The organism is Saccharibacillus sp. O23, from assembly GCF_002205895.1.
In the GTDB taxonomy this organism is placed as follows: Bacteria; Bacillota; Bacilli; order Paenibacillales; family Paenibacillaceae; genus Saccharibacillus.
The window spans coordinates 313,434-327,519 of record NZ_NJDE01000009.1 but is presented as its reverse complement, the minus strand read 5'-3'; the positions used below and the strand labels follow the sequence as shown (position 1 = coordinate 327,519).

At 58.8% G+C, this 14,086-nt stretch carries 12 protein-coding genes; 4 read left to right on the top strand and 8 right to left on the bottom strand.

The annotated features are described in order from the left end of the window. The first annotated feature begins 682 nt into the window (after positions 1–682). Both CDO73_RS13460 and CDO73_RS13455 read left to right on the top strand, forming a co-directional pair. Positions 683–1,186: a winged helix-turn-helix domain-containing protein gene (locus CDO73_RS13460; protein ID WP_088489032.1), complete on the top strand. Its 504-nt coding sequence runs from the start codon at positions 683–685 to the stop codon at positions 1,184–1,186. A gap of 212 nt (positions 1,187–1,398) precedes the next feature. Further along, positions 1,399–2,676, top strand: a complete 1,278-nt coding sequence (locus CDO73_RS13455) for an MFS transporter (protein WP_373446981.1) — start codon at positions 1,399–1,401, stop codon at positions 2,674–2,676. Between the two features lie 137 nt (positions 2,677–2,813). Here the strand turns inward: CDO73_RS13455 and CDO73_RS13450 are convergent, their stop codons facing one another. The 5 genes from CDO73_RS13450 to CDO73_RS13430 form a co-directional block, all read right to left on the bottom strand. After that, complete coding sequence (locus tag CDO73_RS13450; RefSeq protein WP_088489030.1) at positions 2,814–3,857, bottom strand: ABC transporter permease; 1,044 nt, start codon at positions 3,855–3,857, stop codon at positions 2,814–2,816. Then, the gene (locus CDO73_RS13445; protein ID WP_088489029.1) at positions 3,854–4,579 is read right to left on the bottom strand and encodes an ABC transporter ATP-binding protein; all 726 of its coding nucleotides are present in this window, start codon (positions 4,577–4,579) and stop codon (positions 3,854–3,856) included. The genes CDO73_RS13450 and CDO73_RS13445 overlap by 4 nt, the downstream gene beginning before the upstream one ends. A gap of 12 nt (positions 4,580–4,591) precedes the next feature. Beyond that, positions 4,592–5,500 (bottom strand): hypothetical protein, encoded by a 909-nt coding sequence (locus CDO73_RS13440; protein WP_088489028.1) that lies wholly within the window; start codon positions 5,498–5,500, stop codon positions 4,592–4,594. A gap of 211 nt (positions 5,501–5,711) precedes the next feature. Further along, on the bottom strand, positions 5,712–6,416 hold the full coding sequence (locus tag CDO73_RS13435) for a response regulator transcription factor (protein WP_088489027.1): 705 nt from the start codon (positions 6,414–6,416) through the stop codon (positions 5,712–5,714). 3 nt (positions 6,417–6,419) lie between these two features. Next, entirely contained in the window at positions 6,420–7,901 is a 1,482-nt protein-coding gene (locus CDO73_RS13430; RefSeq protein ID WP_088489026.1) for a sensor histidine kinase, read from the bottom strand. Positions 7,902–8,583: 682 nt separating this feature from the next. Between CDO73_RS13430 and CDO73_RS13425 the strand changes: the two genes are divergently transcribed. Then, positions 8,584–9,291, top strand: coding sequence for a PDDEXK family nuclease (locus tag CDO73_RS13425; RefSeq protein WP_088489143.1), 708 nt, complete (start codon positions 8,584–8,586; stop codon positions 9,289–9,291). Between the two features lie 554 nt (positions 9,292–9,845). On the opposite strand, the gene CDO73_RS13420 is transcribed toward CDO73_RS13425, so the two are convergent. Then, the gene (locus CDO73_RS13420; RefSeq protein ID WP_088489025.1) at positions 9,846–11,357 is read right to left on the bottom strand and encodes an MFS transporter; all 1,512 of its coding nucleotides are present in this window, start codon (positions 11,355–11,357) and stop codon (positions 9,846–9,848) included. 238 nt (positions 11,358–11,595) lie between these two features. On the opposite strand from CDO73_RS13420, the gene CDO73_RS13415 reads away from it, so the two are divergent. Then, positions 11,596–12,009: a MarR family winged helix-turn-helix transcriptional regulator gene (locus CDO73_RS13415; RefSeq protein ID WP_088489024.1), complete on the top strand. Its 414-nt coding sequence runs from the start codon at positions 11,596–11,598 to the stop codon at positions 12,007–12,009. 142 nt (positions 12,010–12,151) lie between these two features. Here CDO73_RS13415 and CDO73_RS13410 read toward each other — a convergent pair whose 3' ends face one another. Both CDO73_RS13410 and fabV read right to left on the bottom strand, forming a co-directional pair. Next, on the bottom strand, positions 12,152–12,538 hold the full coding sequence (locus CDO73_RS13410) for a hypothetical protein (RefSeq protein ID WP_088489023.1): 387 nt from the start codon (positions 12,536–12,538) through the stop codon (positions 12,152–12,154). A gap of 146 nt (positions 12,539–12,684) precedes the next feature. After that, the gene (fabV, locus tag CDO73_RS13405; protein WP_088489022.1) at positions 12,685–13,893 is read right to left on the bottom strand and encodes an enoyl-ACP reductase FabV; all 1,209 of its coding nucleotides are present in this window, start codon (positions 13,891–13,893) and stop codon (positions 12,685–12,687) included. Positions 13,894–14,086: the final 193 nt, after the last annotated feature.

The window sequence follows — 14,086 nt, the reverse complement described above, 5'->3', positions numbered from 1 at the left end:
AATCTTCATTGCTTAAAAAGCAACGCAGACTCTCGATTTGCGGTTTATACCGCGAATCGGCGTCTCTACGTTGCTTTTTTGTCAACGTAGACGGCTAATTTCGCCTCTTCTCTTCACCTACGTTGCTTAAAAGGCAATGTAGGTCTTCAATTTACCGCCTTTTCCCCGAATCAGCGTCTCTACGTTGCTTTTTTGTCAACGTAGACAGCTAATTTCGCCTATTCTCTTCACCTACGTTGCTTAAAAGGCAATGTAGGTCTTCAATTTACCGCCTTTTCCTCGAATCGACGTCTCTACGTTGCTTTTTTGTCAACGTAGGCAGCTAATTTCGCCTATTCTCTTCACCTACGTTGCTTAAAAGGCAATGTAAGTGTCAAACGCGTCAACGACTCCGTTTGCTCCGGATCGATTTTCTTTTTCCGCTCCTTATGACGATCTCCGCCGATCGGCGTTCGCCGTTGCGTTCAGCGCAAGATGCGCAGCGCCGCAGACTCAGGCCTCCCTTACCTCTCTAACTTTCGGCCTTCGCCTCCTGCGCGGAATCTTCTTCTTTTTCGCCATTGTTGTTTACATCTCGAACGAACGCTGGTATAGTCATCCATACGATCTGGAATCCAGATCATACTATTTCCAGATCGATAAGAAAACCGTCGCCCGACGGATTCATACGGAGGGAATCATCATGTCCGACAAAGAAAAACAGCAGCGGCTCACGATCGACGCGAAGCAGAATAAGCTGCTGCAAAACGCGCTTCGGATCAAAATCATGCATGCATTGTCCAAAGAACCGATGACTTCGAAACAAGTGGCCGATTTGCTGCGCAAAACGCCGGGCAACGTCCATTATCATATCCAGCGGCTTTATGAAGGCGGGCTGTTGGAGTTGGCCGACACCCGCAACGTATCGGGCATCGTCGAGAAATATTATTCCGCCAAAGCGTCGCAGTTCCATTTTCCCGGAGCGGCGGAAGGTCAGGAGTGGGCCAAAGACGACGACGACTGGACCGGAGGCAGTCCGTTTTCCGAATACCATGCGACGCGTCTGGATCTGTCCGAGGAAGAAGCCGCACTTTTCTCCGAAGAGTTGAAGGTGTTGCTGGAAAAATGGGAGCAAAATACCGAAGGCGGCCAGGAATACGGCGTCAGTATCCGGCTGGGCCGAATCGACGGAAGCGAGGAAGGATAAATATGCTGCCCGATCTCGAAAAAACGCCGACTTCCGCGGAAACGTCTGCTGCAAAAACCGGCGGCCATGCGGCTGCGGCAGCCGCGTCGAACGCGGCAGTCGCAGCGAACGATTCCGATCCCGAAACGTCCGCTTCGCGGCTGGCCGTTTTCCTGTCTCCGCTGCGCCGCTCCAAAGCTTTTACCTATCTCTGGCTCGGCCAATGGATCGCCATGCTCGGCAGCTCGGTATCCGTCCTCATTCTGCCGATCGTCGTCTACTCGCTGACCGATTCGTCGACGGCGCTCGGATTCGCCATGACCTGCTACATGCTGCCGAACATTCTCGCGCTTCCGTTCGCCGGATGGATCGTCGACAAGACCGACCGGCTGCGTCTCGTGATGATCAGCAATTCGGCGCGGCTCGTCATCATGCTGGCGGCGGCGATCTCGATCTTCGACGGCAGCTTGACGCTGGAACGGCTGTATATCGGGCTCGTGTTCTACGGCCTGATGGAAGGCGTGTTCAATCCGGCCTACTCCGCGCTTCGCGCCGAAGTATTTACCCCGGATATCCGCAACGCGGCCAACGCGCTCAGCCAGATCAGCATTCAAGGCGTTCGCCTGCTCGGTCCCGCGCTCGGCGGCATGCTGGTCAGCGCGGCTTCGCCGGGGGCCGGATTCGCGCTCGATTCGACGACCTATTTGGTCTCGCTGATCTGCTTCGCCATGCTGGGACGGGTGCTGTCCGCGCAGCGAAAAAGCAGAAGCCAAGCAGCACGAGAAACTGCCCCTTCTTTCTTGGGCACCGACGCGGGCAAGTTCGACGACTCCGCCGCTCGGATCGGAGAAGCCGCCGAAAGAATCTCGGATGCATCCGGCGGCGCTGCCAAATCTTCCGTACTTTCGGGTTTCGGCGCGGAGTTTATGGAAGGCGTGCATGTGCTTCGCCGGCTGCCGTGGCTCTGGATCACGATCGTGGCTTTCTCGCTGCTGAACATCTGTTATACCGGCATCGTCGCGATCCTCGTGCCGTGGTTGTTCAAAGTGCATCACGGCTTATCGCCTTCCGTTTACGGCGTCGCGATGGCGGGTACGGCGGTCGGCGCCATTCTGGCGGCGGTATTGTTCGGTTCCAAACGCGATTGGAAACGCCGGGGCTTGGTCGCCTACGGCGGAGCGCTGCTCAGCGGGGTCGCCCTGCTGCTTCTGTCGGTAATCACTTGGGTCCCAGGCCTCGTCATGGCGATGGTGTTGGAAGGCTTCGGCATGATGATGTTCATGATTATCTGGGAGATCAGCTTGCAGGAGCTGGTTCCGGCCGAGAGCTTCGGCCGCGTCGCCAGTCTCGATATGCTCGGTTCGTTCGCGCTGCTTCCGGTCGGCTATCTGCTGGTCGGACGGCTGGCCGACACGATCGGCGGCATCCCGAGCATCGCGATCTTCGCCTGCGCGGGCATCGCGATTCTGCTGACCGCGCTGTGTTCGCCGCATATTCGGCGGTTCAACTGACGAAGACGTAAGTTCCGCCAAAAAAAGATCCGCTTCGGCTTTTTCGGCCGAAACGGATCTTTTTGCGCTGCTTTTATGCTGCTTTTTGCGCTGCTTTTTACACGGCTTGCTGCGCCGCTGCCGAGCTTTCCACCTTCTCAGACTTCGCGGCTGTCGAACAGCAGAATCTGCATCGTCGTCAGCACCGTTGCGCAGCCGGCCAGAATGCCGGCTCCGAGCGCCAACTGACTCCATGCGATCTCCGAACCGATCACCGTCTTGTACAAAGTGACGTATTCGGTCAGCAGAACCGGCGATACGGCCGGGAAAGCCAGACCCAATCCGTTCAGCAGCGCCAACAGCACGATACCGAGCAGGAAGCCGGAGGTCGCGCTGCGAGCCAGCGTCGAAGCGAGAGCCGCAGCGGCGCCGATCGCCGCAGCGGGCAGCAGCGTCAGCACGTAAGCGCCCAGCGCCGCCGGAAGGCCGATGCCGCCCGGAGAAGCGCCCGACAAGAACGCGGCCGCGAGCGACATGACCAGCAGGACGGCCAGCAGCCCGGCCTGATAGATCCCGATCGCCGCGATCTTGCCGATCGCGAGCGCAGGGCGGCTCACCGGACGGGTGAGCGGAATCTTCAGCTCGCCGCGCTCGCGCTCGCCGGCGAACAGATCGGCCGCCGCCATGCAGGCGGCCAGCGGCAGCAGGATATAAGCCGCGAGCGACAGCAGCGTGTACGGCAGATTATCCGGCGAGAAACGGATAAAGCTGCTTGACGTCCGGTTCAGCAGCAGAACCGCAAGCGGCACCAGCGCGATCAGCACCGGCAGCGCGCGGTATTTGAACTGCGCGAGCATCTTGCGCAGCTCGACTTCCGCCGATCGGCCGATCATCGCGCCGACGGACAGATTCGCGCCGCTGCCCGTGCGGTTCGCTTTCCCGCTTGAGGCAGCCTTTCCGGACAAGCCGCGCCGCGCTTGGCCGTCGTCTTCGGCCGCACCGCCGCCGACCTCGACCGTGCCGACGCTTCCGGCTTTCGGGTTCGCGGAGTTTGCGCCGAGAACCGCAGTTCCGGCATCCGAATAGGCCGCGTTTTCGCTTCGTACGCTCTGCCCTTTCTTCGCTCCCGATCCGATCCCTCCCGATCCGCGCTCGAATCTTTTGCCGGTCGGTCTACCCGCTTCTTGATCCGTCATGCTCATCCGACTTCCCTCCCGTTCGCGTTCGTCGCCCGCAAATAATAGCGTTCGATGCTGCCGTACTGTTCCATGACCTCCGCCACCGGCGCCCGGTCGATCAGCTGTCCTTCCCGCAGCACCGCGACATGCGTGCAGAGCTGCTCCATCTCATGCGCCAGATGGCTGGACAAGACGACCGCGCAGCCGCGTTCGCGCTCCTGCCGCAGCAGTTCCCGGAACAACGCGGTTCCTTCGATATCCATGCCGTTCGTCGGTTCGTCGAGCACCAGCAGTTCGGGCTGCGGCAGCAGAGCCGCGGCCAGCGCCAGACGCTGCTTCATGCCGACCGAGAACTTGCGGACTTTCTCCGCGCGGTAAGGCAGCAGCCCGACGCGCCCGAGCAATCCTTCGACCGCCGCCGCTTCGAAACCCGGATAGAAACGCCCCGTCAGCAGCAGGTTCTGTTCGGCCGTCAAATACGGATAAAGGCCGGGCGTCTCGATCATGCAGCCTGTCCGGGCCAGAATGCCGGGAAGCTGCTCGGCCGGGTTCATGCCCAGCAGCGAGATCGCGCCGGAGTCGGGCCGCAGCAGTCCGAGCATCGCTTTCATGGCCGTAGTCTTGCCGCTGCCGTTCGGGCCGAGCAGCCCGAGCACCTGTCCCGCTTCCACTTCGAACGACAGATTGTCCACGCCTCGCCGATTGGCGTACTTCTTCGTCAGATTTTCGATCACGACGACGGTCATCGCGTTCCCTCCTTACTCGTGACGGCCGCGGCCGAAAGGCCCGTGACCGAAACCTTCATGTCCGCTCGGCATTTCGAGCGCTTCGATTTTTTTGCCCGTTACGTCGATATCCTGCGGAACGGTCGTGCCCACGTCGCTGAACGCGCTGTCGATCGACGCTTGCAGTTCGACTTGCTGTCCGCTCTTGTCCAGACCCGATACGCCGATCGTCGTGCGGATCGCGGAGATCGCGCCGTCTTTGATCGTCGCGTCCAGACGCACGCTGTCCACGCGGCCGTCGGACGCGATCGGGAACAGGGACGCATGGTCGAAGTCCGCCCAATCCGACTGCCATTTCGCTTCTTCGCTCAGACGGTCTTCGCCGTGTTTGGCGCTCGCTTCCAGCACCGCGTTCATTGCCAAGTTCGCGAGTTCCGGAATCTGCGCGTCCGTCAGGTTCAGCGTAATCGTATCGCCGTTTTCCGAGAAACGGTTCTTGATGTCGCCCAGCAGCAGATCGCTCGCCGCTTCCGCCAATCGGAGCGCGCTAGGCGAAGCTTCGAATTCTTTGCCGCCGCGGCCTTCCGTCTCTTTCGCGTCCACCGAATAATATTGGTCGCCTTTGCGCAGGATCATTTTCCCGTTCTCGGTCGCCTGTTCGATATCCAGCGTCTTGCCGCCGATGTTAAGCTTGCCCGTCGAGTAGCTTTCTTCGCCCGCCGACTGTACTTCGAACGTCCCGCTCGCCGTGACTTTGCCGTCCTGCTTCAATTCGACCGTCGAATTCATCGTCGAGTTGTCGAGCTGCATCGTCTTGATCGCCGCCGAACGGAAATCGTCGTACGCGTTCCCGCTCGCGTAAGCCGCCGCTCCGAGGCTGGCCGTCACGACCATGCCCGCCGCCATGATTCCGATCGTTTTGTTGCGCACGCTTTTTTTCATTCTCCGTCTCTCCTCCGATTTGTAGTTTGTGGAGTGTTTCTTCGGTACATCCTTATCCTACAGCCGAGGAATAAACAGCCTTTTCACACTTTCTAAACAAACCTTAAACGGTTCGTAAATATTGTGTCCGTCCTCTTGCGTTCCTTTCCATAAAAAAGAACCCCCGCTCCAAAGCGAGAGTTCCCGTTTTGCTATTGCCGCCTTTTCCCCGTCAAGCCTTAAGCCGGTAGCCGGCGCCCCACACCGTCTGTATGATCTTGGGATCGCCCGGATTGTCTTCGATCTTCTCGCGCAGACGATTGATATGCACCGCGACCGTCGCGCTGTCGCCTACCGCGTCGTAGCCCCAGATTTTCTCGTACAGCGTTTCTTTGGCCAGCACCATATCGACGTGTTCCACCATAAACAGCAGCAGCTCGTACTCTTTGTTTTTGAGCGTCAGCTCTTCGCCTCGCACGTAGACGCGCCGCGATTGCGGACGGATCACGATCTGACCGACTTTCAGCTCGCCTCCGTCCGCCGGCAGGCCGCCCCGATTGCGAAGGCGCTCGTATTGGGCGAGATTGGCTTTGACGCGCGCCACCAGTTCTCCCGGCGAAAAAGGCTTCACGATATAGTCGTCCGCGCCCAGCCCCAATCCCCGGATCTTGTCGATGTCTTCCTGCCGCGCGGTCACCATCAGGATCGGAATATCCAGCGTCTCGCGCAGTTTGCGGCATACCGCGAACCCGTCCGCTCCCGGCAGCATGACGTCGAGCAGAATCAGATCGAATTCGCCGCTGCCGCCCCGCCGTATGCCGGTCAAGCCGTCGCCCGCGATCTCCACCGCGAATCCGTCGATCTCCAGATAATCCCGTTCGATCTCCGCGATCGCGCTATCGTCTTCGACGATCAGCACCTTTTTCCCGTTGCTCATCCGTTATTCCTCCTTGTCGGCGGCGATCGGCAGCTCGATCACGATCCGCAGACCGCCGCTCCGTCCGTGTTCTGCCCAGATCCGTCCGTTCATGAACGCGATCGCTTTCTCCGAGATCGCGAGTCCGAGCCCGCTGCCCCGGTTCGGACTGCTGCGCGAAGCGTCGCTTCGGTAGAAGACGTCGAACAGCTTCGGCAGAGCTTCGTCCGTCACGCCCGGCCCGTCGTCTTCGACTTCGATCCGCAGCGCGTCTCCGCGCTTGAACGTCTCGACCGACACCGTCACTTCCGGGCGCTCTTTGTATTTCAAACTGTTTTCCACGATATTCGCCAGCACCCGCCGGAACTGTACCGGATCGGCATGCAGCGTAACGCCTTCTTCCAATCGGCCCAGCGCGACGATCAACCCCTGCTCCGCATGCTCCTCGGCGACCGCCCGGAAGAAACTTTCCAACTCTTCGCGCAGATACAGATCTTCGGGATAATTCGGGTAATCGCCCAGATCCATTTTGGAGAACAGGAACAGCCGCGAGACCATATGGTCGATGTCTTCCGCTTTGCCTTTGATCATCTTCACGTACCGATGCTGCGCTTCTTGAGTCTTCGCGACTCCGTCCAGCAGCCCTTCGGAATACGCTTTGATCGAAGTCAGCGGCGAACGCAGATCGTGCGAGATGCCGGCGAGCAGCTCTTTACGGTTCATTTCCTGCTTCTGCACCGCCCAGACCGACTCTTTCAGCCGTCCGGCCATCTCGTTGAACGCTTCGCAGACCGGGCGGAATTCGTCTTTGCGCGCATATCGAATCCGATAGTCCAGATTGCCGTCGCGGATCTGATTGACCCCGTCCGCCAGAATCTCCAGCGGCTGACGGATCTTCTGGAATACGAACCGGGTCAAGAAGCGGCTGGTCAAAAAGACGACCGCGATCATCCCCAGCAGCAGCGCGACCGGAATCCATCCTCCGTGATGGCTGCTTCGAGTATCCTGCGTATCCTCGGGCGTCCGCGTGCTGTACAGCTCGATACGGTAACCGGTCCCGTCTTCCCCCGGAATCTGGGATACGTACAATTCTCGCCCGTTTTTGCCGACGATCCCCGTTCCGCCGAGCGAATTCAGTGCTTCGTTTAACGACGGGTCGACAAATTCTTCCGAGCCGAGCGAATATTCGGGCGTATCGCCGACTTTCTGTCCGTCGAACGTCCCGTAGACGCGCAGCGCCATATCGTTGTTCGCCAGCAGCTTCTTGACCCGGCCGATCACGAAATCGACGCGTTCGGATTGCGAAGCTTCGGGATGGGTCACGAACTGCTCGGCCGCCTGCATCACGGAGTCGCGCGCTTCGTAATAATCCTGATTGCTGCTGAATTTGAAGTCGAACTGCGACCACAAGAGCAGCGCCAGAAGCGCCGACAGCATCAGGGCGAGCACGATCGGAATGACGATCATCAAGATATTGGATATAAAAAGCCTGCGTCTAATGGTCATGGCAGATCTCCCGTTCCGCTTCGGTATGGGTATCGGGCGCACGCTCGGGCGGATCGAACGAAAATCCCGAGCCGCCGCGTACCGCCTTTACCTGCATGATAGCATGCCGGAATAACTCCGGGCTAAACGAGAGTTTAACAAATGTTAAACGGGCATGCTATAATCGGGAAAACGAATCACGAACGTGACGAAGAACGTCCTTTCGGCCTAGTGAGTTGACCGCATTGAATCTAAGGTTTTCGGGGAGCGAAACCTAACCTCTCAAGCGGTCAACGTACTGATCCCTTTTCGACTCTTGATCGGAGGTTTACGTTTGCTTGAAACGCACATGCTTAGGTGCTGTTCAGGGAAGCCTAACCTTACCTTTAAGTGTCGAACGGGCACCAGCGGCCGGGAGGGCGTTTTTTTGTGCGCGTTTCGCCGGTCGGCCGGAGCCTCTCAGTCGTCGCCTGCCGCCCGCGTTCGATCGTTACCCGCGAGCTGCCGATGGATCTGCGCGCCGGGAACGTCCGATTTTCCGCTATCCGCCATAAGTTTCGAAGCCGACCGACCATACGAGGAGGTACTTTCATTGTCGAGTAAAAATCCGAGTCTGCCCGTTTCCGCTCCTTCCCTTTCGTCCGATGCTGCCGCGCCGTCTGCGTCTGCGTCTGCGTCTGCGTCTCGTCAAACGCTCGATTCCCTGTCCGAATTCGAAACCGCTCATACGTCATTCGTTCGGCACCATCTCGCCCGTCGTTCCGGCGAGCGGCGAGGACGGCTGGAGCGAGGGCACCTCTATGCGGAAAAGCTGTTTCTGGAACAAGTCTGGTGGCCGCTCGTCGGCAGCTTCGATCATCTTCACCCGGAATACGAGATTCAAGATTGGAACCGGCGCTCGCAGTTTCTCGACTTCGCGTTCCTGCCCGCCAGCGGCGGCAAGATCGGCATCGAATGCGACGGTTTCCAGAGCCATGTCAAAGACATGGACCGCGAGAAATTCAGCTATGCGCTGAACCGCGATTCTTTTCTCACCGGGATGGGGTGGAAAATGCTGCATTTTTCGTTCGACGATATTCAGCGCCGCCCGGAAGTCTGCCGGATGCTGCTGCAGTTGAGTTTGTCGCCGGCGATGATAAGTTCGGGCTTGATCGGCTCGAAAGCGCAGAAGCCATCTGCTTCCGCCGAACGGCTGTCTCCTTTTCAAAAAGACGTGCTAAAGCTTGCTTGGCAGTTAAATCGCCCGATTCGTCCTCGCGACGTGATGGAACGCCACGACCTGAGCTTCCGCCCGGCCAGACAGCTGCTTCAAGCTCTTGTCGAACGCAATTTATTGGCTCCGCGCGCTTCCGGCAGGCAGATCCGCGGCTACGAGCCGATCGGACGATTTCCCATGCACCTTTTCGAGTAGAGGGTTCCGGCTAGCTTTCACGTTATTTATCGCAAAAAAGACTTTATCGCTCCTTCCCGTTCGGGGAGAGACGATAAAGTCTTTGCGCGTCATCGGCCGGATTGACGAAAAGGCAATCTAGCTCGCCCAAAACGGTGATTCCGCGCCGCTACGTTGCTTTTTCGTCAACGTAGAAGGGCTCGGCGGACGGATTTCGGCATGTTCGGCGTTCTACGTTGCTTAAAAGGCAATCTAGCTCGCCCAAAACGGCGGTTCCGCGCGCTACGTTGCTTTTTCGTCAACGTAGCGGGGCTCGGCGGACGGATTTCGGCATGTTCGGCGTTCTACGTTGCTTAAAAAGCAATCTAGCTCGCCCAAAAAGGTGATTCTGCGCCGCTACGTTGCTTTTCCGTCAACGTAGCGAGGCTGGGCAGACGGATTTCGGTACGTTCGGCGTTCTACGTTGCTTAAAAAGCAATCTAGCTCGCCAAAAACGCTAGTTCCACGCGGCTACGTTGCTTTTTCGTCAACGTAGCGAGGCTGGGCGGACGGATTTCGGCAGGTTCGGCGTCGACTCACCCCGCCGCGCCACCGGTTTGACCGGAAGCTTTCCGGCCGCCGCCCGCGCCTTCCGGTTCGCCCTCGCCTCCCCGCCGCTTCCGCGTGAACAGGCGCCAGCCCGTCAGCAGCGCGCCGAGCACGCAGATCGACGCCGAGACGGTGAAGACGACATGCATACCGGCGAGGAAAATATCCGGGCGGCCCGGGATCAAGCCGGTTACCCGCTGCCCCGCCTGTCCGCTCATCACGCCGAACAGCGTCGTGGTCGCGACCGCGATGCCGACGACCATGCCGAGATTGCGGATCAGCGAGTTGACGCTGCCCGCGACGCCGAGACGCGGACGCGGAACCGTCGACATGACCAGCGAGTTGTTCGGCGATTGGAACATGCCTCCGCCGAGCCCGAGCAGCGCGATAAACGAACCGACCGTGATCAGCGTGCTGCCTTCATGCAGCGACGACAATCCCGCCTGCGCGCCGACCATGAGCAGCAGCCCGATAAACGTCAGCCATTCCGAGCCGAACCGGTCGGACATGGCCCCGCTGATCGGCGCGACCACGACCATCACCAGCGGGTAGATCATCATCATCCAGCCCGCGCTGCTCGGCGACAAACCGAGAATCGATTGAAGGTAGAAAGGCGCGATGATGTTGTAGCAGAACATGCTGACGAACACCAAGAATCCGCACAGGATGCTCAGCGAGAACAGCGGATTGCGGAACAAGCTCAGATCCAGCATCGGTTCCCCGATCCGCGATTCGATGCGCAGGAAGACGAGGAACGAGGCGGCCGCGAACGCCAGCAGCGCCAGGATGCGCCAATCGCCGTAGCCCCATTCTTGACCGAGCAGGATCGCCGCGATCAACGAAACGATAAACCCGGCGAACAGCAGGCTGCCCGCGCCGTCGACGCTTTTTTTCGATGTGCGGATATCGCGGGGCAGCAGTTTCCAGCCGAGCAGGATCGCGATCAGGCCGAGCGGCACGTTGATCCAGAAGATCGATTCCCAGCCGAGCGACGAGACCATCAAGCCGCCGATCCCCGGACCGGCGATGCTGCCGAGCGAGACGAACGTACCGACGAGACCGAGCGCTTTGCCGCGTTCGTTGGCGGGGAAAATATCCGTCACGATGCCTTGGCTGTTGGCCATGGTCATCGACGCGCCGATGGCCTGTACGATTCGAGCTGCGACGAGCGTCGCCAACGATCCGCTCAGGCCGCATAACAGCGAACCGACAACGAACACGATCGTGCCGATCCGGAAGATCCGGATCTTGCCGAAAATGTCGCCGAGACGCCCGAACAGCAGAATGAACGAGCAGATCGCCATCAGATAGATGCTCGAGATCCACTGGGCATGCCCCAACTCCAAGCCCAGACTTTTCGAGATCGACGGAAGCGCCACATTGACGATGCTGCCGTCGAGGGTCGCCATAAACGTAAACAAATTCAGAATGATCAGGACCGACCAGCGGCGCTGCTGCACCGAAGGATCGTCCTGATAAGAAGAAATGGCCGGACTCATGCTGACACCTCCGCTCTTTTTGGTTGCGTACGCAACGATCAGACTCGTTCAGTGTACGCCATAACGGTTGCGAACGCAACCATTTTTCTTTATACTAGTACCTTGACCGCATTGAATTTAAGGATTGCGTTCATCGGAAACGCGCACGGGTTTAGCGCGTTTTCGAGGGGCGTAACCTAACGTCTTAAGCGGTCAAGGTACCATTATTGTAAAATCTTTACAGAAAGGAGTGCCCCGCATGACTAACGAATCTTATCCGATCGGCAAATGGATTTCGCTGCTGTACCGCCAAAATCAAAAGCGTCTGACCCAGAGACTCAAGCCTTACGGTCTCGGCGGCCAGCATGCTTTTCTCAAAAATATTCTGGAGCATCCCGGCATTCGCCAAGACCAGTTGACCATCGACCTCAAATTCGATAAAGCCACCACCGCTCGCGCCGTGCAGAATCTGGAACGGGAAGGTTATATCGAACGGCGGGCCGACGAGCAGGATCGCCGCTCCTATCTGCTATATCCCACGCAAAAAGGCTTGGACATCCGTCCCGTTCTGCAAAAACTCATGGAAGAACATAACGCCGTCGTCACCCGCAACCTGACCGCGGAAGAAGAAGCGACGCTGAAAGGACTGCTGCGCAAACTCTACGAGGACTGAAGCGGCGGCTGTTCTTTTTTACCCTGCTTATGCCGGAACATCCCGCCGATCCGATAAAAAAACGGACAGTACGCTTATGCGCGACTGTCCGTTTTGATGCGGAGAGATCATCGTACCTACCTAATCGATAAAAGGATTCAGGTTACCGCGAACCGTTTTCCATGCCGTGAAAAAGTCTGAAGCGCAGAAGAGCCGCCCGCAGCAGAAACACGCAGCCGAAGATCACGATCGCGATCCATACGTAAAGCACGGCTTCGCCGGCTCCCAGACCTTGCAGCAGACGTCCTCCGTACCACACGAGCACGAAGGCGGACGCGACGGCAGCGGCAAAAGAAAGCAGCAGGCCTCCTTTTTGCTTCGGCGTCGTGCGCCGGAGCACCGAAGCGCACGCCTGCCGGTAGCGCAGCACGTTCAGCAGCGCATAGATCAGCAGCAGCGGCATCGCAAGCGCGCCTTCGAACGCGAACAAACTCAAAGCGGTCGACGCGATCCAAATCCAACTGATCGTCGCGAAATGCCGGTCGATCATTCGCACCGAATCTCCTCCTTTCGGAACAACATTCAGGCGGGCAGGAGCATAGCGCGAAATCGCAAAAGGTTCCGCAAGCTTGAAAAGCCTGTACGTTTCGACGCTTCGCCCGCCTTATCCGTTAAACGCCCGAAACGATCGGTTCGTTACTCCCCGGCGGAAAAACGGCGTCCTTCCGGCATGTCCACGTTCGGACTCGTATCCGCTTCGTAATCCACGCCTTCCGTTTCGAACCCGAACAGACCGAAAAATTCTTTGCGGTATCCGGCCAGATCGCTCAGTTCTTCCACGTTGTCCGAAGAAATCCGCGACCAAACGTCGGCCACTTCGGCTTGCACGTCTTCGCGCATCTCCCAATCGTCGATACGGATGCGGCCTTCTTCGTCGGTCGGCACTTCGCCGCCCGCGTACAGACGTTCCGCGAACAAACGATGCGTCTGCTCGATGCAGCCTTCATGCAGCCCTTTGGCTTTCATGACTTTGTACAGCGCCGAGACGTACAGCGGCACGACCGGAATCGCCGAGCTCGACTGCGTGACCAGCGCTTTGCTGACCGACACGTAAGCCCGGCCGCCGGTCGAAGAGAGCTGCTCGCCGAGACGATGCGCCGTCGCTTCCAGATGGTCTTTGGCCCGACCGATCGTCCCTTCGCGGTAGATCGGCTTGGTCAATTCCGGACCGATATACGAGTAAGCGATCGTCGTCGCGCCGTCCGCCAGCACGCCGCCTTCGCGCAGCGCGTCGATCCACAGCTGCCAATCGTCGCCGCCCATGACGGTTACCGTCGCGGCAATCTCTTCTTCCGTCGCCGATTCGAGCGTCACTTCGCTGACTTCGCCGGTATGAAAATTCACCGTTTTGTTGGTGTATGCAGGGCCGATCGGCTTGAGTACGGAGTTGACCGTCTCGCCTGTGGCCGGGTCCGTCCGGCGAGCCGTAGCGACGCTGTACACGACCAAGTCGACTTGACCCAGTTCGGCTCTGATCACTTCGACGGTCTTCGCTTTGGTCTCGTCGGCAAAAGCGTCGCCGGTCACGCTGAACGATTTCAGTCCGGCTTCTTCCGCTTTGCGCTCGAACGCGGCCGAATTGTACCAGCCTGCCGAAGCCGTACGGGTATCGCTGCTCTTGCTCGGGCGGTATACGCCTACGGTCGCCGCTCCCGCGCCGAACGCTGCGGCGATCCGGGCCGCCAGCCCGTAACCGGTCGAAGCGCCGATCACGAGCACGTTCCGCGGGCCTTCCAGACGCGGTTTAGCCGCGATATAGTCGATTTGTTGTTGAACCTGCGCGGCGCAGCCGTCCGGGTGGGCGGTCGTGCAGATAAAACCGCGCGTTCTGGGTTTGATGATCATGGGATTGTCCCTCGCTTTTCGCTTCTTTGATAACAGGCCGATTCATCGCGCCAAACGCGAACGCACCGGCCGTTTCGTGTTTTCCATCCGTTTATTGTAACAATTTTTTCGAAATGAAGCACTCTTCTTGTTCGTTTTGTCCTTGCGCAAGGCATGCGGAACGAGAATTTGTGTCGAATGAAATACGGGCCGG

Coding starts and splice junctions, on each gene's coding strand:
- CDO73_RS13450 (WP_088489030.1), bottom strand. CDS start 3,857: ATGAGCATGACGGATCAAGAAGCGGGTAGACCGACCGGCAAAAGATTC.
- CDO73_RS13420 (WP_088489025.1), bottom strand. CDS start 11,357: ATGAGTCCGGCCATTTCTTCTTATCAGGACGATCCTTCGGTGCAGCAG.
- CDO73_RS13460 (WP_088489032.1), top strand. CDS start 683: ATGTCCGACAAAGAAAAACAGCAGCGGCTCACGATCGACGCGAAGCAG.
- CDO73_RS13435 (WP_088489027.1), bottom strand. CDS start 6,416: ATGAGCAACGGGAAAAAGGTGCTGATCGTCGAAGACGATAGCGCGATC.
- CDO73_RS13410 (WP_088489023.1), bottom strand. CDS start 12,538: ATGATCGACCGGCATTTCGCGACGATCAGTTGGATTTGGATCGCGTCG.
- CDO73_RS13455 (WP_373446981.1), top strand. CDS start 1,399: ATGCTCGGCAGCTCGGTATCCGTCCTCATTCTGCCGATCGTCGTCTAC.
- CDO73_RS13430 (WP_088489026.1), bottom strand. CDS start 7,901: ATGACCATTAGACGCAGGCTTTTTATATCCAATATCTTGATGATCGTC.
- fabV (WP_088489022.1), bottom strand. CDS start 13,893: ATGATCATCAAACCCAGAACGCGCGGTTTTATCTGCACGACCGCCCAC.
- CDO73_RS13415 (WP_088489024.1), top strand. CDS start 11,596: ATGACTAACGAATCTTATCCGATCGGCAAATGGATTTCGCTGCTGTAC.
- CDO73_RS13445 (WP_088489029.1), bottom strand. CDS start 4,579: ATGACCGTCGTCGTGATCGAAAATCTGACGAAGAAGTACGCCAATCGG.
- CDO73_RS13440 (WP_088489028.1), bottom strand. CDS start 5,500: ATGAAAAAAAGCGTGCGCAACAAAACGATCGGAATCATGGCGGCGGGC.